Origin of the sequence: Methylovorus mays, from assembly GCF_020531915.1 — a bacterium.
Classification (GTDB): Bacteria; Pseudomonadota; Gammaproteobacteria; order Burkholderiales; family Methylophilaceae; genus Methylovorus; species Methylovorus mays.
The window spans coordinates 60925-78832 of sequence record NZ_JAJAVG010000008.1 but is presented as its reverse complement, the minus strand read 5'-3'; the positions used below and the strand labels follow the sequence as shown (position 1 = coordinate 78832).

Annotated in this window: 19 protein-coding genes; 5 read left to right on the top strand and 14 right to left on the bottom strand. The window is 56.5% G+C overall.

All coding sequences use genetic code 11. The features are described 5' to 3' along the window. Positions 1-331 precede the first annotated feature (331 nt). The 5 genes from LG203_RS10835 to mog all read right to left on the bottom strand — a co-directional run bounded on the left by LG203_RS10835 (position 332) and on the right by mog (position 4206). Positions 332-832 (bottom strand): CinA family protein, encoded by a 501-nt coding sequence (locus tag LG203_RS10835; RefSeq protein ID WP_230345778.1) that lies wholly within the window; start codon positions 830-832, stop codon positions 332-334. Next, on the bottom strand, positions 805-1299 hold the full coding sequence (locus LG203_RS10830; RefSeq protein ID WP_230345777.1) for a phosphatidylglycerophosphatase A family protein: 495 nt from the start codon (positions 1297-1299) through the stop codon (positions 805-807). The genes LG203_RS10835 and LG203_RS10830 overlap by 28 nt, the downstream gene beginning before the upstream one ends. A 92-nt stretch (positions 1300-1391) precedes the next feature. Next, complete coding sequence (locus LG203_RS10825; RefSeq protein WP_230345776.1) at positions 1392-2501, bottom strand: PEP-CTERM sorting domain-containing protein; 1110 nt, start codon at positions 2499-2501, stop codon at positions 1392-1394. A gap of 146 nt (positions 2502-2647) precedes the next feature. Continuing rightward, the gene (gene thiL, locus LG203_RS10820; protein WP_230345775.1) at positions 2648-3604 is read right to left on the bottom strand and encodes a thiamine-phosphate kinase; all 957 of its coding nucleotides are present in this window, start codon (positions 3602-3604) and stop codon (positions 2648-2650) included. 11 nt (positions 3605-3615) lie between these two features. Further along, entirely contained in the window at positions 3616-4206 is a 591-nt protein-coding gene (gene mog / locus LG203_RS10815) for a molybdopterin adenylyltransferase (RefSeq protein ID WP_230345774.1), read from the bottom strand. 98 nt (positions 4207-4304) lie between these two features. On the opposite strand from mog, the gene LG203_RS10810 reads away from it, so the two are divergent. Both LG203_RS10810 and LG203_RS10805 read left to right on the top strand, forming a co-directional pair. Beyond that, positions 4305-5081 carry a PDZ domain-containing protein gene (locus LG203_RS10810; protein ID WP_230345773.1) on the top strand — a complete coding sequence of 259 codons (777 nt, stop codon included), beginning with the start codon at positions 4305-4307 and terminating at the stop codon, positions 5079-5081. Positions 5082-5198: 117 nt separating this feature from the next. Further along, positions 5199-7184 carry a site-specific recombinase gene (locus LG203_RS10805; protein ID WP_230345772.1) on the top strand — a complete coding sequence of 662 codons (1986 nt, stop codon included), beginning with the start codon at positions 5199-5201 and terminating at the stop codon, positions 7182-7184. Positions 7185-7260: 76 nt separating this feature from the next. On the opposite strand, the gene yjgA is transcribed toward LG203_RS10805, so the two are convergent. Further along, positions 7261-7824 carry a ribosome biogenesis factor YjgA gene (gene yjgA / locus LG203_RS10800; RefSeq protein ID WP_230345771.1) on the bottom strand — a complete coding sequence of 188 codons (564 nt, stop codon included), beginning with the start codon at positions 7822-7824 and terminating at the stop codon, positions 7261-7263. Positions 7825-7863: 39 nt separating this feature from the next. Between yjgA and pmbA the strand changes: the two genes are divergently transcribed. Continuing rightward, the gene (pmbA, locus tag LG203_RS10795; protein WP_230345770.1) at positions 7864-9231 is read left to right on the top strand and encodes a metalloprotease PmbA; all 1368 of its coding nucleotides are present in this window, start codon (positions 7864-7866) and stop codon (positions 9229-9231) included. A 104-nt stretch (positions 9232-9335) separates the two neighbouring features. On the opposite strand, the gene LG203_RS10790 is transcribed toward pmbA, so the two are convergent. Then, positions 9336-10076 carry an MlaA family lipoprotein gene (locus LG203_RS10790; RefSeq protein ID WP_230345769.1) on the bottom strand — a complete coding sequence of 247 codons (741 nt, stop codon included), beginning with the start codon at positions 10074-10076 and terminating at the stop codon, positions 9336-9338. Between the two features lie 235 nt (positions 10077-10311). On the opposite strand from LG203_RS10790, the gene LG203_RS10785 reads away from it, so the two are divergent. Continuing rightward, on the top strand, positions 10312-11313 hold the full coding sequence (locus LG203_RS10785) for a class 1 fructose-bisphosphatase (protein ID WP_230345768.1): 1002 nt from the start codon (positions 10312-10314) through the stop codon (positions 11311-11313). 26 nt (positions 11314-11339) lie between these two features. On the opposite strand, the gene LG203_RS10780 is transcribed toward LG203_RS10785, so the two are convergent. Continuing rightward, positions 11340-11654 (bottom strand): hypothetical protein, encoded by a 315-nt coding sequence (locus LG203_RS10780; protein WP_230345767.1) that lies wholly within the window; start codon positions 11652-11654, stop codon positions 11340-11342. A 119-nt stretch (positions 11655-11773) separates the two neighbouring features. Between LG203_RS10780 and LG203_RS10775 the strand changes: the two genes are divergently transcribed. Beyond that, positions 11774-13174 carry a sugar porter family MFS transporter gene (locus LG203_RS10775; protein ID WP_328486979.1) on the top strand — a complete coding sequence of 467 codons (1401 nt, stop codon included), beginning with the start codon at positions 11774-11776 and terminating at the stop codon, positions 13172-13174. Here the strand turns inward: LG203_RS10775 and LG203_RS10770 are convergent. The 6 genes from LG203_RS10770 to panC all read right to left on the bottom strand — a co-directional run bounded on the left by LG203_RS10770 (position 13171) and on the right by panC (position 17889). Beyond that, a complete protein-coding gene (locus LG203_RS10770; protein ID WP_230345766.1) occupies positions 13171-14619 on the bottom strand; it encodes a cryptochrome/photolyase family protein in 1449 nt (482 codons plus the stop codon). The two genes, LG203_RS10775 and LG203_RS10770, sit on opposite strands and share 4 nt — an antisense overlap. A 15-nt stretch (positions 14620-14634) precedes the next feature. Then, entirely contained in the window at positions 14635-15102 is a 468-nt protein-coding gene (rlmH, locus tag LG203_RS10765) for a 23S rRNA (pseudouridine(1915)-N(3))-methyltransferase RlmH (RefSeq protein WP_230345765.1), read from the bottom strand. Between the two features lie 10 nt (positions 15103-15112). Further along, complete coding sequence (rsfS, locus tag LG203_RS10760; protein WP_230345764.1) at positions 15113-15475, bottom strand: ribosome silencing factor; 363 nt, start codon at positions 15473-15475, stop codon at positions 15113-15115. Further along, entirely contained in the window at positions 15476-15868 is a 393-nt protein-coding gene (gene panD / locus LG203_RS10755) for an aspartate 1-decarboxylase (RefSeq protein ID WP_230345763.1), read from the bottom strand. Positions 15869-16017: 149 nt separating this feature from the next. Then, the gene (locus LG203_RS10750; protein ID WP_230345762.1) at positions 16018-16980 is read right to left on the bottom strand and encodes an alpha/beta hydrolase; all 963 of its coding nucleotides are present in this window, start codon (positions 16978-16980) and stop codon (positions 16018-16020) included. 66 nt (positions 16981-17046) lie between these two features. After that, positions 17047-17889, bottom strand: coding sequence for a pantoate--beta-alanine ligase (gene panC / locus LG203_RS10745; RefSeq protein WP_230345761.1), 843 nt, complete (start codon positions 17887-17889; stop codon positions 17047-17049). Positions 17890-17908 lie beyond the last annotated feature (19 nt).

Genomic DNA, 17908 nt, shown 5'->3' with positions numbered 1-17908 from the left:
TGCCGCCCACGCCCACGATTCCTTCAGTATTGGTCTGAACATTGGTGGGCCAGGTTATTACGGCCCGCCTCCCGGGGCTTATTACGCACCCCCTCCAGTGATTTATCGTGCACCGCCAGTGGTGTATTTTGGCGCCCCCCCTCCTGTGTACTACCGGCCATATGAGCCACGCATTTACTATCGGGAATATTATGATGGGGGTGGAAGACACCACCATCATGACCGTGGTCGCCATGGTGGCTGGCGATAAAAAGGGCGGTCTTCGCCCACAAGGTAAAAAAGCGATTGCCTGAAAAGCAGTCGCTTTTTTATGTCTGATCGTCAGCTGTTTTTACGCCTGCATGGGTTGCTTGAGCAGTTGTAGCAGACCTTCGAAAACAGCTTGCACGGCTTGTGCCCGGATTTGCTGGCGATTGCCACTGAAGTGGCGAGTGGTGCTTACGATGTGGCCGGGGGTGGCCCAGGCAAAGCACACCATGCCGACTGGTTTGGCCTGAGTGCCGCCACCCGGGCCAGCAATGCCGGTAATCGCCGCCGCGATATGGGCACGTCCGCGATGTAGCGCACCGTGAGCCATTTCAATCGCGGTCTGCTCGCTCACTGCTCCGTAAGTGTCAAGCGTGGTGGGATTTACGCCCAGCATGCTTATTTTGGCAGCGTTGCTGTAAGTGATATGCGCGCTCTCAAACCAGGTCGAGCTGCCCGGAATCTCGGTAATCAGGCTGGCCGCCATGCCGCCAGTACAGGACTCCGCCAGCGACAGCAGCAAGCCTTGCTGCTGCAGGGTGTTGCCCAGGCTGCGGGTCAGCTCCAGTAATTCAGTTTTATCCATAAGCCGCCTTGCAAAAAGGCAATGGCATACCCTGCTGCCAGCAAGTCATCCAGCATGACTCCCAGGCCGCCCTTGATATGCCGATCGCTCAGGTTGATGGGGAAGGGTTTCCAGATATCGAACAGACGAAACAGCAAGAAGGCGGCGAGCCATGCCTGCCAGCTCAGTGGCGTGAATTCCAGCACCAGCATGAAGGCCACAATCTCATCCCAGACGATGCTGCCATGATCAGAGGCGCCTAGGGCTTTGCCTGCAATGCCGCAAATATAAATACCTAGCACGAACATGCCGGCGAGAATGAGATAATGCAGTGGTTCGGCCAGTTGCATGAGGCCGATAAAACAGGGTATGCCAACCAGCGTGCCCCATGTGCCGGGAGCCTTGCGTGGCAGGCCACTGCCAAACCCCAGCGCCAGGAAATGCGCCGGGTGTCGTAGCAGAAAGTGACGGTCTGGCCAGTGGATCAATCTTTATTCCTGAATGACATGCATGATTGGTCATCATAGCGCATTCATCTCAGGTGCTGCCAACCTTGGTCAGCAATATGACGCGGGCGGCGTTATGCCATAGAACGTCTTCGCCAGGCCACCATCACCCCAATCAGCATCATTAACCATGTACTGGGCTCAGGTACCGCGCTGATGGGTTTGAGCAGGAATAACTGGGTTTGCCCCGAGAGGGTATTGTTCATGATGCCAACTATCCAGCCCAACTCATTGATGTCGGTTGCTTTGCTGAGTATCCAGCCACTCGCCAGAATGGACGGGTCTACCAGCAGGTTAAGGTCCAGCACCTGTCCGGCATGAAAAGACACCGCCCGGTCATTGGAGTCGCCTACCGCGATTCCCGCCTCATTGATTTTATAGGCATTGCTATAGTCGGATGCTCCCAGTGTGCCAAGATCCAGCATGCTGCCGTTTTCCCATAAGGTGGCATGCAGTCCGGCTTCGTATTCCGCCTGGCCGATGACCTGTCCGGCGTTATTGATGTCATTGGCTATACTCTGCCAATACGCCACAATATTGTTATCGACATCCGTAATAACCCGATTGTCCAAGAGTTGCATGCCAGAAGCAGACCACGATATTGCCTGGGTCGCGGGGATCTGTTCATGCGTAATGGCTTGGCCAACCGCAACCCCCATATCGTTAAGACCGTGCAGTGTTGCTCTTCCATAATAGGTGGCAGACCCTAATGTGATGCCTTCTGCCAAGGGGTAGGCAAACTCGTGGTTTTCTCCATACCCGACCCAGTGTCCATGGTTGTTGATGTCTGTCAGGGTGCTTCCCCGGGCTGTGCCATCGTCAATGCCAGTGGGGGTGGTGCCATTCCAGACCACCGCACCCATATACATGCCCGTGGTCGTTGATGAGCCTACGGTTTGCCCGAGATTATTAATGCCAGTGACATAGGCATATCCATCCCCGGAGTCAAATGAGCCTAGGGGGTTAAGGTAGCTCCAATTGCCTGACGCACTGCGAACGCCATTGCTGACGGCAATTTCCCCCAAGTCATTGATATACGGGGTGCCATAGGGATTGCTTAAGGAGGGGTTGTAAATCGAGGTGAGGTTATAAATTGGCGCAGCATGCAGGTTGCCAACGGACGCCAACAAGGCGATAAGAGAGCCGATAACTCTCCGCAGTACAATTCCAGAAATCACTTTCATGGTAATTCTCCCCGGATAGCGCGAGGAACTGATCGTATGCCTGTGCAAATTTGCCGGATATAGTCCTAATGCACTAATCTCGCTCTAAAAGAATATATCATGACTAATATTTTGATTTTAAAAGCAAATCAATGGGTGGGGGTAACTTATATGAAATGATCAAACCCTGATTTTTTGATCTCCAGCCGCGTGTCGTCTGCATCGTAAACATCCACACCGGCCTGAATTCTCGTCTGCCCAATCACGGCCAGGCTTAAGCCTAGCTGTCTGCCTAGCGCGGCAATCTGATCACGCTTGGCGGGGGACGCAGTAAAGCAGAGCTCGTAATCATCCCCGCCTGCCAGCACCATGCCCTGCACGGCTGTGTCAGCCACATGCTGGCGCGTAATAGGTGACAGGGGAATATCGGCAAACCGGATATCGGCACCGAGTTGCGAGGCTTTCAGAATATGGCCGAGATCGGCCAGCAAACCATCGGAAATATCAATGGCGCTGTGGGCAATCTGGCGCAATGCCAGTCCGAGTGCCGCGCGCGGCTGCGGTTGATGCAGTGCTACGCTGCATTCGGCCAGCGTATCGGGTGTCAGCGGGTAGCGCCCTTGCATGGCGGCGAGTGCCAATGCGGCAGTGCCAAGCGGACCGGAAACCCAGATGTCATCCCCCGCCTTGGCGCCGCTACGGGTAAGTGCCAGCTGCTGCGGCACGACGCCCATGATTTGTACGCTGATGGTGAGCGGGCCGCGTGTGGTGTCGCCGCCGATCAGCGAAACGCCAAAACGCTCTGCGCAATCAAAAAAACCACGACTGAATTCGGCCAGCCAGGCCTCCTTGATCTCTGGCAGGGCAATAGCCAGTGTGGCCCAGCGAGCCTCCGCACCCATGGCGGCCATGTCCGAGACATTGACCGCCAGCGATTTCCAGCCGATGCCATAAGGGTTGGCGTCCGCAAAGAAATGCGTGCCCGCGACCAGCATGTCGGCGGATATGGCGAGTTGATGACCTGGAGGCACGGTGATCAAGGCGGCATCGTCACCTATGCCCAGGTCGGTATTCTGCTGTGGACGCGTAAAGTAACGGGCGATCAGGTCGAATTCAGGTGTCATGCAGCGGATGTTCAGGTTTGTGGCTTGATGGCGGATTTGGGGCGAAACGCCTTGACGATGTTTTCGTTAGTTTCAATATACGGCGCACCAATCAGGTCCAGGCAATAAGGCACCGCGGCAAAAATGCCGGGCACCACGGTCTTGCCATCGCCATCCTTCAAGCCTTCCAGGGTTTCCTGTATGGCTTTTGGCTGGCCAGGCAGATTGATGATCAGGCTCTGCTTGCGGATGACGGCCACCTGGCGCGAAAGGATGGCGGTGGGCACAAAGTTCAGGCTGATTTGTCGCATCTGCTCGCCGAAGCCTGGCATTTCCTTGTCAGCGACAGCCAGTGTCGCTTCGGGGGTGACATCGCGCAGCGCCGGGCCAGTACCGCCTGTGGTGAGCACCAGGTCACAGCCTTCGTGGTCGACCAGATCGCGCAGGGTACTTTCAATCTCGAGCTGCTCATCGGGGATGATGCGTGCCACAGCCTGCCATGGGGTGAGCAGCACATTGTCCAGCCATGCCTTGAGACTGGGTATGCCTTTGTCTTCATAGACGCCGGCGGAGGCGCGATCACTCACGGAAACTAAGCCGACAGTAAGGAATTGTTCTGACATAGTGGTTGTCTACGCAATCGTAATAACAAAATCAAGAATGCCATTATCATAACATCAGCCGACTTACGCTCTCGGCTGAACCTCCGAGGAGAGTCACCATGCAATACATCACGAGCCTGTTGCTAGCCGTTGCGCTGGTGGGCTGTGCCAGTCAGAAGCCCCAGCCAGTGCCGGTGGATAATACACGGGCCAGCAATGGCAACCCATATTCGGATACCTATGTCAGCCACCCGCAGCCGGCCACGCTGCTGGCGCCAGACCCTGCCGGGCCAAAGCTCTATCTTGGAGATAAGAAAGAAGACGATTACAAGCGCATGCTGGAGCAAGGCTATGACATGCTGGGCTACTCCAGTTTTGAATCCGGTGACGTGGCGCCAGAGCTGGCGACTGAGCAGGCTAAACGGGTAAAAGCGGATCTGGTACTGGTTTATACCCAGCTGACCGGCAGTACTCCCGCCAGTATGAAGTTGCAGCAATTGCGCCAGCAGGCTGCCGCTCAAAAAGCCGCTGCTGCCGAGCCGAAAGCCGCAGGCGCAGCCCCTGCTCCGGTGGATGACGCGAAGCAGCGTTATCATTATTTTGCTTCCTATTGGGTAAAGCTGGCGCCGCCATTAATTGGTGTGCATGTGAATGGGCCACTGGCGGAAGATCAGCCTGGCTTGCCTGTGGTGGCTGTGGTGAAGCAGTCGCCTGCTGACAAGGCCGGGCTGGTGGATGGTGATGTGCTGACCCGTCTGGGGGACGTCAACCTCGACAAACCGGAAGCCCTGACGCGCGCCGCCAGGCAGTATGCCGGTCAAACCGTGGAGGTGGATTTCCGCCGTAGCGGCAGCCCGGGCAAAGCCATGATTACCCTGAATCAGCGTTCGCAATAGTGTTTGCCGTCCGGCACCTCAGCAAGTGTGCCGGACGCATTCAGCTTTATTCTCATTTGGCAGGCACGTTCGTGCATGCTTACAATCCAGCTAACCCCATAACAAAAGCAATAAGCCATGATGGATAAAATCCTCCACGATTATCTGCAACACAAAAGCGAGCCTGTGCGCCTGCTGGCCGATCTGGTGGATCAGATACGCCCGGCACGTGGCGACCACCGTGACCATGCCGCCCATGCCATCCAGGCGCTATGCCATGTACTGAATCGCGAACCCGTGCTGGCCCAGGCCTTGCATGAAGCCGTGCTGGGCTTGTTGGGCGGCCGTCGCCCGGTCTCGCTGTATGTGGATGCGGGCATTCAGCCCAGTAGCGGATTCTTTACCGAAATGTTCCGGCGCGTTGGCCACAAATTATTGCCCGAAGCCGTAGACCCGCAATATGTGAAAGATGTATTCGGGCAGATTTTCCGGCGCCGGCAAGATGAGCTGTGGGTCATTGCGGTGCCCGACGAGGTCTGGCTGCAGCTGCTGGACGCCATGCGCTTTGACGAGGCGGATACCCGTCTGCTGGATGCCTGCAAACGTGGCCTGCTGGATGCTGTGCAGGTACTTTCCTATCGTCTGTCGGCCTCGGGTCTGGAGCCTGAGCTGATACGCAGTCACCCTGAGCTGGAAAACCATGCATCGCCCTTCATCATCCAGAATGTGGAACTGGGTAATTTTCTGGAGGCGCCCGACGACGACAAAAATGACATACGGCATATTCTGGTCATGCTGGATCAGTGCCGCGAAGTGATCGGCAAGATACGGCGCAACAGCTCGCAAACCGGGACCAGCATCCACCTGACCTTTTTGCTGCAACGCATGACGCAGCAGATACGCCGCTTGGAGCGCCTGTTACGCATTATTGCCAGCCAGCGCGCCGGGGAGAGCGCGAATCTTGAGTTCGTGCATCTGTTGAAAGAGCTGGTTTCCGCCGAGTGTCACAAAAATGATGTGCGCAAGCACTGGCGCGAGAACATGGAGCTGCTGGCCCTGCGCGTGACGGAAAATGCCAGCCGTACCGGCGAGCATTACATCACCAACAATCGCCGCGAATACTATGGCCTGATGCGGTCAGCCATGGGCGCGGGCATCATTATCGCTTTCATGGCGATGCTGAAGATCATCACCGCGGGCAAACATTATGCCCCGCTGACCGAAGCCATCCTGTTTAGCCTCAATTATGGCCTGGGTTTTGTCATCATTCATATCCTGCACTTTACGGTAGCAACCAAGCAGCCTGCGATGACTGCCGCTGCCATTGCCGCCAGTATCGATGCCAGTGATGGCAAGAGCCGGGAGATGGATAACCTGGTGAATATCATCGCGCAGACCATACGCAGCCAGACCATTGCCATTATCGGCAATGTGTCGCTGGCGGTGCCGGTGGCGATGCTGATTGGCTGGGCTATCTACAGCCTCACCGGCAGTCATTTTATTCCACCGGAAAAGGCGCACAAGTTACTGGCGGATATACACCCCTGGCACAGCGGGGCGCTGATTTACGCCGGTATTGCCGGGGTTTGCCTGTTCCTGTCGGGACTGATTGCGGGGTATCACGACAATCTCGCGATCTATAACAAGATTCCGCAACGTCTGAAAGCCCTCGGCTGGCTGCGGAGGTTGCTGGGGCCTGCTCGATTGGAACGCGTGGCGAAATATGTGGAAAACAATCTGGGGGCGCTGGCGGGCAACTTCTACTTCGGCTGCCTGTTGGGCGGCATGTCAGGGCTGGGCGTCTTGCTGGGCTTGCCGATTGATATCCGGCACATTGCATTTTCATCTGCGTTTGTCGGCTTCTCGTTTACCGCCCTCGATTTCAATATTACCTGGCAACTGGCTGCCATCGCCGCCGTGAGCGTCTTGCTTATTGGCACCGTCAATCTGCTGGTGAGTTTCAGTCTGGCGCTGTATGTGGCGATGAAGTCGCGCAAGGTGAGCTTTGTGCAATGGCGCCGCTTTCTGGTGACCTTGCTCAAGCGCTTGAACAATGAGCCTGGCAAGTTTTTCCTGCCACCGCCGCGGAGTGAGTCACAGGCCGACTCTGGGCATGGGCATTAATGTCATGTAAAAAAAGCCCGCTGGTTCAAGCGGGCTTTTTTTATGCGGCGATGTGGAGCCTGGGTATGTTGGCTCGTCACTCTTCCGTTTCGTCTTCGGGTTCTTCCTCAGGAACTGCGCCGGGCGCGGTTACTTCACGCAGCAATTTGAACAATTCGCGGCTGCTTTTCGGCGGTTTGTTAGCGGCGGCTTCACGGCGTGCATTGCGTATCAGGGTGCGCAATTGCTGAATATCCACTGCCGGGAAGTGCGACATGAAGTCTTGCAGCGCGGTTTCTTCTTCGATCAGGCGGGTGCGCCAGCGCTCAAGTTGATGGAAGTAGGCGGTTTCGGCGTTGTGCTTGCCCTCCCAGCGTTGCAGCTGGTCGATGATGGGGGCAGTATCCACATTGCGCATCAGGCGGCCGATGTATTGCATCTGGCGCCGGATCGCCCCGTTGGCGGTAATACGCTTGGCTTCGCGTATCGCATCATTCAGCGCTTCTGGCAGATCCAGCTTGGCCAGCCTTTCCTTGGGCAGGCCGACCAGCGTCACGCCCAGATCCTGCAGTGCGTCCATGGCCGCTTTGCGCTTGGTCTTGCTGAGCGGGCTGTCTTCGATATCCGCCTCGGCGGCGTTGTTTGTCTCATTAGGTTTCATGCTGGGGTATGATAGCAGTTTTTCCCCAAGAGACTTAATGTGAGCGTAACCCACGTTGCCCCAACCACCGGATTCAGTCATACGCTGGATGACCTGCGCGAGATGAGCGCGCGCGTATTGGCACTGGCCAAGACCGCGGGCGCCAGTGCCGCTGAGGCGGAGGTCAGTTTTGGTGTCGGGCAGAATGTGTCCGTGCGCATGGGCGAGACAGAAACCATTGAGTACAACCGCGATAAAGGCATGTCGGTCACGGTGTATTTTGGCCAGCAAAAAGGCCATGCCAGCACCTCGGACCTGAATCCGCAAGCTTTGCAGGACACGGTAGCCGCAGCTTGCAATATCGCCCGTTACACCGCTAAAGACGAGTTTTGTGGTCTGGCCGATGCCGCCTTGATGGCGCGCAATGTGCCGGATCTGGACCTGCATCATCCCTGGACGATTTCGGTGGATGATGCCGTGCGTTTGGCTACCGAATGTGAAGATGCAGCGCGTGCAGTGGATAAGCGCATTACCAATTCGGAAGGGGCCTCTGTCTCTACCTATGAAGGCCTGTTTTCCTATGCCAATAGCCATGGCTTTTCTGGCGGCTACCTGAGTTCACGGCACAGCATCAGTTGCTCGGTGATCGCAGAGGAGGCCGATGCCATGCAGCGTGATTACTGGTACAGCACGGCCCGCAGTGCAGATTGGCTCGATAGCCCGAAAAACATCGGGCAACTGGCCGGTGAGCGGACCGTGCGTCGCCTGGGCTGCCGTCGGATCAAGACCGCGCAGGTGCCCGTGCTGTTTGATGCCTCGCTGGCGTCCGGCTTGATTTCCCATCTGGTCAGCGCCATTTCTGGCGGCAGTCTGTATCGCAAGTCATCCTTCCTGCTCGACTCCCTCGGCAAGCCAGTGATGTCATCCATTGTGAATATCAGCGAGCAGCCGCATATTCCCGGCGCGCTGGCCAGCGCCCCGTTTGATAACGAAGGCGTTGCCACAACGCCAAGAATGCTGGTTGAAAACGGTGTATTGCAAGGCTATGTTCTCTCCAGTTATTCCGCGCGCAAGCTGGGCATGCAAACCACAGGCAATGCCGGCGGCAACCATAATCTGCTGGTGAGCCAGCAAGGCAAGCCTGCCGAAGATCTGAATGGCTTGCTACGGCAAATGGGCACCGGCTTGCTGGTGACTGAGTTGCTGGGGCACGGCATCAATATGGTGACCGGAGATTACTCGCGTGGCGCTGCCGGTTTCTGGGTAGAGAATGGGGTGATTGTGCATCCGGTAGAAGAAATCACCATTGCTGGCAACCTGCGCGATATGTTCATGCAGATTGTGGCCATTGGCAGTGACGTGCTGATACAGGGCTCCAAGCAGGTCGGGTCCATCCTGATTGAGCAGATGACGGTGGCAGGAGACTGATCATCCAGAGAAGGCTATCTGGCTGCAGCCAGCCTGATAGGCTGATTCAGATAAACAAAAAGCCCGGCATGCCGGGCTTTTTGTTTGGTCAGATCAGGTCTGGCTTATTTCTTGTCGCCATTGACGTTGGGCTCTGGCAGATCGTCGTCGTCGTCATTGTCTACACTGACGTTATCGTTGATCTGGTTGGCGCGACGTTGCAGGTAAGCATCACGCATGAATGCATACGGATCCAGTGCTGCGTCGTCCAGCAAGTCGCTCGCTGGCAGATATTGTGAACGCTTGTCGATCAGGTTAAGCACGCGAGCCTGGTTACGTGTACGGGGGTTGTCCACATAGCTGATCGGATCAAAGGCCAGTGTGTCAACGACCAGACCGCCGGTGTCGCGCAGTGTGCTTGGGCCGAGGAAAGGCAGGACCAGGTAAGCACCATTGCCTACACCCCAGTAACCCAGCGTTTGACCGAAGTCTTCCGGGTGACGCTCAATGCCATCTTTGGATGCCACGTCAATCAGGCCTGCGACACCGAATGTGCTGTTGATGACGAAGCGGCCAGCTTCACTCATCGCATTATCAATTTTGAATTGCAGCAAATTGTTGATCACAGACACAAACGTGCCCAGATTGTTGAAGAAGTTGCTTACGCCAGAACGTACGGGGGATGGCAGCACAGCCTTGTATGCCCCTGCGATTGGCTTGATGACGGCTTTATCAGCAGTGTCATTGAATTTGTAAACGCCACGATTGAGGCCTTCGAGCGGGTCTTTGTTCGCTTGCGAGGCACAGCCTGATAACAGGGAGGCCAAGACGAGGCTGGCAATGACGGCATATGATTTGGTGCGCATGCGTTGTTCCAAACTGTATGATTGATATTATTGCGTTGGACGACCGGCCCAGGCCGGAAACCACATCGGACTTTAACCGACGGCCTGTGCATTGTCCACTTTTTTGCTGTGCATCACCAGAGATTCAGTTGCGAAAATCTGACAGTGGTGACGAGAATGGTCACTGCTATCCTCGTGATCGTTTTGCCTGTTACGCGCTGTGCATTCACCATACCTTGCAGAGGAGTCTTGTCCCATGTCCCTGATGACCATACAGCATTACCTGACCCGCGCCCAGCAACAGCATGCCGGGGCGACGGGCGAGCTGACGCTGATACTTAACGATATTGTGACCAGCTGCAAGCGCGTGGCGCAAGCGGTAAACCAAGGGGCTTTGCTAGGTACCATGGGTGACCTTGGCAGCCAGAATGTACAAGGTGAAGTACAAAAGGCGCTGGATGTCATTGCCAACACGATTTTCCTGGAGAGTAATCAGATCAGTGGCTTGCTCGCGGGCATGGCCTCCGAAGAAATGGACGACCCATATCTGGTGCAGGAGGGTAAGCGTGGGCGTTATCTGCTGCTGTTTGATCCCCTGGATGGCTCGTCCAATGTCAACGTCAATATTTCGGTGGGATCCATTTTTTCGGTATTGCGTTGCCCGGAAGGCGTCGTCCAGCCGCAACTGGCGGACTTTTTGCAGCCCGGCGTGCAGCAGGTATGCGCGGGTTATGCTTTATATGGTTCTTCCACCATGCTGGTCATCACGACGGGGAGTGGGGTGGACGGGTTTACGCTGGATCATGGGACTGGCGAATTCATGCTGACCCATCCGCAAATGCGGATACCAGAGAACAGCCGTGAATTTGCCATCAATATGTCCAACCAGCGTCATTGGCCGCCCGCCATCAAGCGTTATGTGGATGAGTGCGTGCAAGGTGCCAGCGGGCCACGCGGGGTGGATTTCAACATGCGCTGGGTGGCTTCCATGGTGGCCGAGGTGCATCGCATTCTGTTGCGCGGCGGCATTTTCATGTACCCCATGGATAATAAAAATGCCGCACAGGGCGGCAGGTTACGGTTGCTCTATGAGGCCAACCCCATGGCGATGCTGGTGGAGCAGGCTGGTGGCCTGGCCAGCACAGGCCGTCAGCGTCTGCTGGAACTTGTACCGCAAGCTTTGCACCAACGCGTGTCAGTGATGATGGGCTCGCGCCATGAGGTTGAGCGGGTGCAGGACTATTTCAGCGCCGAGTAACGGTGCTGGTTGAGGCTAGCTGTTGCTTAGTGCTCGGTCTCGTCGTCGTAATCGTCTTCGATTTCTTCGTCGTCTTCATCATCATCCAGCAAGGGTTGAATGTCGTCCAGGTAAAGACCGCTGCCGCCGTTATAGCTTTCTACCTCTTTATCGGTAAATTGCAGCACCTCGGTAGCCACGTGTTCAGAGAATACCTGTTCAATGTTTTCGAACAGCTCTTCAACAAACTCGCTGAAGGTGGTGTCGGTATCGTTAACTTCATAGGCGTTATCAAAGGCTTGCTGTACCAGTTCGGTAAAACGGTCGGCAATGGCTTCAATGGCGGCTTGATTGTGTGACATAAAGACTCCTGTAGGTTGGCGAATGTTGTCTGAATGACTATGGAAAGCGCGCTTTGTTCAGAAGCTTTTGACGCAGCCCATGCTAACATGCGGCATCAACCCGGCACAGGAGTTGTTGTGTGAGCGAAATACTCTCTGCTACCCGCCATCATGCCACGCAGGTAAGGCGCAAGGTGTTCATGACCGGCCTGCTGGGTGCATTGGCGGGCTTGCTGTTTGGACTCGATATCGGGGTGATTTCCGGTGCGCTGCCATTCATTGCCCGCGAGTTTGATGTGCCCGACCAGGTGCAGGAATGGATCGTCAGTTCCATGATGTTCGGTGCCGCATTCGGCGCACTGGCTGCGGGCTGGTTATCTTACCGACTCGGTCGCAAATACTCCCTGTTGCTGGGCGCATTGCTGTTCGTCGCTGGTTCGCTGCTGTGTGCGGTCGCCTGGGGACCCGTTCCGCTGATATTGGCGCGCGTGTTGCTGGGGCTGGCGGTGGGCATCGCCTCATTTACCGCGCCTTTGTATTTGTCTGAAATCGCGCCCGGCAAGGTGCGGGGATCCATGATCTCGCTTTATCAACTGATGATCACGCTCGGCATTCTGCTGGCGTTTCTTTCCAATACCTTCTTCAGCTACAGCGGCGCATGGCGCTGGATGCTGGGTATTATTGCCATCCCGGCCGTGATGCTCTTTTTCGGGGTTTTATTGCTGCCGCGCAGTCCGCGCTGGCTCATGCTGCGCGGGCGGGAAGACCATGCCCGCCGCGTCTTGCAGCAGTTGCGCGTGAATGACAGCGAAGTTGAAAACGAGCTGGATGAAATCAAGCAACAGCTTGCGCAAAAGCAGCAGGGCTGGGGCTTGTTCTTTGCCAATCGGCACGTGCGCAGGGCCGTGTATCTCGGCATGCTGTTGCAGATCATGCAGCAACTGACCGGCATGAATGTGGTCATGTATTATGCGCCGCGCATTTTTGACCTGGCCGGCTTTAACGACCCCGTGGCCCAGATGTGGGGCACGGTGATTGTGGGGCTGACCAATGTGCTGGCCACCTTTATTGCCATTGCGCTGGTGGACCGCTGGGGCCGTAAGCCGGTGCTTTATGTCGGCTTTCTGACTATGGGCCTGGGCATCGGTGTGCTGGGCTTATTGATGCATCTTGGCATTGATAGCCAGGCGCAGCAGATGGCGGCGGTGGCGATGCTGCTGATTTTTATCACGGGCTTTGCCATGTCTGCCGGGCCGCTGGTCTGGGTATTGTGTTCCGAGATACAGCCCTTGCGCGGCCGTGACTTTGGTATTGCCGTGTCCACCTTCACCAACTGGATTGCCAACATGGTGGTTGGTGCGACTTTCCTGACCATGCTGAATGTGCTGGGCAGTGCGCATACTTTCTGGGTCTACGCCGGATGCAATTTGCTGTTTATTTTGCTGACGCTGCTGCTGGTGCCGGAAACGCGTGGCGTATCGCTGGAGCGTATCGAACGCAATCTCCTCAGTGGCAAGGCCTTGCGCTCGCTGGGCGATTAACGCTCAGGCGCCGGGGTGGCGGAGGCATTTTTGTAGAGGGCCAGCGCTTTTTCGCGCTGCACGCTATGCTCTACCACAGGCGCGGGATAGTCTTTGCCGATGATCAGGCCCAGACTCTGCTGGCGCAAGGGCGGCATCAACCACGGTGCGTGAATTTCCTTATCATGACAGGCTGCCAATTCCGGTACATATTTGCGGATGAATTTGCCCTGTGCATCAAATTTTTCGGATTGCGTGACGGGATTGAAAATGCGGAACCAGGGCTGCGCATCGCAGCCGGTCGAGGCCGCCCACTGCCAGCCGCCATTATTCGCGGCAAGATCAAAGTCAATCAGCCGTTCGGCAAAGTAACGTTCGCCCCAGCGCCAGTCGATCAGCAGATCCTTGACCAGAAAGCTGGCAGCGACCATGCGCAAGCGATTGTGCATGTAGCCGGTCTGGTTGAGTTGGCGCATCGCCGCATCGACTAGCGGATAACCGGTGCGGCCTGCGCACCAGGCATCGAAAAGCGCCTGCTGGTTTGGTGGGAATGCAAGGTCATCAAACTCGGATTTGAAGGCGCGGCCAGCAGCTACCTGCGGGTGATGATGTAATACCTGGAAATAAAAATCGCGCCAGATCAGTTCGTTCAGCCAGGTTTCTGCACCCGCATTATGTTGTTGCCAAGCGGTGCCCGCCAGATGGCGGATAGACACCGTGCCAAAGCGCAAATGCACGGAAAGATAGGATGGGCCTTTGACGGCAGGAAAATCGCGCGCGTCCTTGTAACGGTCCATGCGCTCCTGAAATTCTGCAAACAGCTGTTGGCCGCCGGACATGCCGGTGGGCAATTTCATCTCGCCGAGATTGGTGCGGGCAAAGCCCATGGATGCCAAGGTCGGCATCTCCGTTTTCTCAGAAACGGCCAGATGCTGGCGATAGCGGTCTACCGGATAGGCTTGCAGATAAAAGGCATTGAGCTTTTTCAGGTGAGCATTTTTGTAGGGAGTGAATACGCCATAAGGTTTGCCGGCCTGTGTCAGCACTTCATCCTGCTCAAAAATCACCTGATCCTTGTACTGATGAAAGGCGATATCGTGGCTGGCTAGCTTGGCGGCTATCTCGGCATCCCGCGCGATGGCATCAGGCTCATAGTCGCGATTGCTGTAAACGGCGCTGAGCTTGAGTTTAACCGCCAATGCCGGGATAGCGCTTCTGGCGGAAGCATGCAGCACAATGAGATCACCGCCTTGCGATCTCAGCGCCTGCTGCAGTTCACGCACACTTTCCCAGATAAACTCAACCCGGCGGTCGGCGCGGTCTGGCAGGGTATCCAGAATGTCGGTATCAAACACAAAGGCACAATACACTTGAGCATGCGCTTTGAGGGCGTGATAGAGCGCGGCGTGGTCAAAGTCGCGCAAGTCGCGACGGAACCAGACCAGGGCGGAGGACGAGGGTGTCATAAAAGTGCATGCCCGCTATTCGCGGTGGTAAGGATGATGCTGAATGACTGTCCAGGCGCGATAAAGTTGCTCGGCCAGCAATACGCGCACCATGCCATGCGGCAGGGTCAGTTTGGACAAGCCCCACAACCAGTCGGCGCGGGATTTGACGCTGGCATGCAAACCGTCGGCGCCGCCAATGACCAAGGCAATATCCCGTCCACTGGTCAGCCAGGTTTCCATGCGGGCAGCCAGCTGCACCGTGGTGACTTCCTGCCCGCGCTCGTCCAGGGCGATCAGATAATCCTTGCCTGCGGCTTCCAGAATGCGCTTGGCTTCTGCTTCCTGCACCACCTCAGCATTTTTGCCAGAGGCGCGCTTGTCCGGCTTGATCTCGATGATCTCAACGCTTGCTTCGCGCGGCATGCGCTTCAGATATTCACTGCAGGCACTTTCCACCCAGTCGGGCATCTTGTGGCCGACCGAGAGAATACGCAGCTTCAAGGGAGGAAACTCAGGCGCTGGCTGCCTGGGAAGCGGAGCGACGGCTTTCGGTTTCGCCCCAGAGTTGTTCCAGATTGTAATAGGCGCGGGCGGTCGGGATCATGATGTGAACGACGATATCGTCCAGATCGACCAGGACCCATTCACCTTCTTTTTCACCTTCGGTGCCACGCAGTGGCACGCCTTTTTCGCGCAGTTTTTCTCGCACGTTATCGGCGATCGCCTTGGCCTGGCGCGTGGAATTGGCGCTGGCGACGATCATGTAATTGGTCATGGAGGTCAGCTTGCGCACATCCATCACGGTGATATCAAAGGCTTTGATATCTTCCAGCGCGTCGATGATGGCCAGTTTCATTGCTTCGAGTTCTAACATTCAGGCGGCCTGTGAAGATACTTGTACGGGGATTGCCTGACGCTGGTCCTTGATGCGGTTTTGGGCATCAACATACACCAGCTGGGGCTTGAATTTTTCCAGCTCAACTTCGCTGTAAGTGGCATAGGTCGCAATAATCAGCAAATCGCCAGGACTTGCCTTGCGTGCGGCAGCACCGTTGACCGAAATAACACCGGAATTGCGTTCGGCACGAATGGCATAGGTGGTGAAACGCTCGCCATTGTTGATATTGTAAATCTCGATCTGCTGGTACTCGCGAATATCCGCGGCATCGAGCAATGCCTCGTCAATCGCACAGGAGCCCTCATAGTCCAGCTCCGAATGCGTCACGCGCACACGGTGCAATTTGGATTTGAGCATGGTTCTTTGCATGGTTGGTCTGGGTTTGTTCAATTCGGCCGATCATTATAAGGTAAACAACACGCTGAATAAACGAAGTTTTTAGCAGGTGACCGATAACTCGGTTGTCATCCTGACAGTCGCGCCATGATGAATGGCGCTGGTAGTGCCTTGCAGGAGAGCTAAGGCTTGCTACTCATTTTTTCAGACAGGCTTGTGGATTGCTCGGATATGAATTTTTCCACCTGCTTGGTATAGGGGCTTTCCAGCCCTAGCTGACCGTTGATTTCCCCATGGTTGAGATTCTGCTCCAGCACATCAACGCGCACGCCGAGTTCCTGGGCGCGCCGCTGGTAGCTGTAGGCCTGTTCGCAAGGGTTGTCCCGACGCTGGGTGGAGCATACGGCGAGCAGGGGAAGTGACTGCTGGGTGAGCTGCTGCAGCGGGGAGGTGGCGCGCCAGTAGTTGGCGTCCTTGCCAAAGGCCTGGTCATAAAAACGTGGGTGACGGCGCTGCATGATGGTGGGGACATCCAGTGCGGCGCTATCCAGCGAGATGGTCGCCAGCCAGGGCTTGGCACCGAAGGCGGTAGCGATGGACGGCTGTGATGAAAGCAGGCTCACCAGATGCGCACCTGCGGAGTGGCCCATCAGGATGAGCTGGCCTGAGTCACCTTTCCAGCCGGGCGCTTTTTGCTGGATCACCGAGAGGGCGAGGGCGACATCCTCAGCCTGTGCCAAGGGGGCAGTGCCGGGCAGCATGCGGTAGTTGAGCGAGACGAGGATGATGCCTTTGGGCACCCAGCGGGCTATTTTGTTGGTGACGACCTTGCTGTGGGTTTTGTCGCCTATGCGCCAGGCGCCGCCGTGCACCATGACAATGATCGGGGCTTGGGCCATGGCAACCTGAGCGAGCTGGGGTGGCAGATACACATCCATTTTTTGCAGCTTGTCTGGGCCGTAGGCAATGTCGGCCAGCAGCTTTACACCTGCGGGAAGCGCTGTGCTGCTGTCTGCGGCATCTTCCGCTTCCATCTCGCTGCTGCGGGCATCGGCGCGCTTGTTGATCAGGTCGCGCAGGGGGCCGGCCTCCGCCATATGGCTGAGCAAGAGCATGCTGCTTAAAACCAATGCCAGCAAACGCATGGTGAGCTCCCGGGTGAGAGGGTTAGCGCGACCAGCCGGCTTTTAGCCGCGGCTGGTTGCGATACATCAAGCCTGGTGGCTTGCGTCAAATTCCAGATTGTCGATCAGCCGCGTTTTGCCCAGGCGGGCCGCGGCCAGTGCGACCAGCTGGGTATCTGTGGCGGTGGCGGGTTGCAGGGTAGATGCGGCCCGCACCTCAATATAATCGACGATCCAGCCGAGCTGCGTCAAATACTGGCGCGTCTGCTCGCAGATGGCGGGGTAATCATGATTGCCTTTTTGGATCGCCTGCTTTACCAGCTGCAGAGCGGCATGCAGGCGCTTGGCCTCTTGCCGTTGCGCTGGACTCAGATAGCCATTGCGTGAGCTCATTGCCAGGCCATCGGCCTCGCGCACGGTTTCGCCGCCGATGATGCTGATTGGCAGATTGAATTGCTGCACCAGCGCGCGGATGACGCTGAGCTGCTGGTAATCTTTTTTACCGAATATGGCGACTTGCGGCTGCACCAGGTTGAAGAGCTTCATCACCACGGTGGCGACCCCGGAAAAATGGCCGGGGCGGCTGGCGCCACAGAGGCTGTCGGCAATGGGTGGTGCGCTGATGGTCATGGTTTGCGCGGTGGGGTACATCTCGCTGACCGAGGGCGCGAACACCACATCGGCACCAGCCGCTTGCAGGCGTGCGCAATCCTGCTCCAGCGTGCGCGGGTAGTTGTCCAGATCTTCGTTGGGGCCAAACTGCAGGGGGTTGACGAAAATGCTGACGACCACACAGTCGCCATGTTCGCGCGCCAGGTTAACCAGATGGATGTGCCCATCATGCAGATTGCCCATGGTGGGCACAAAGCTGATGCGGGTCTCGCCAGCGAGGCGGGCGCGGAGTTCGGTAACGCTATGTATGATGTCCATAAATGCTCGATGGAGAATG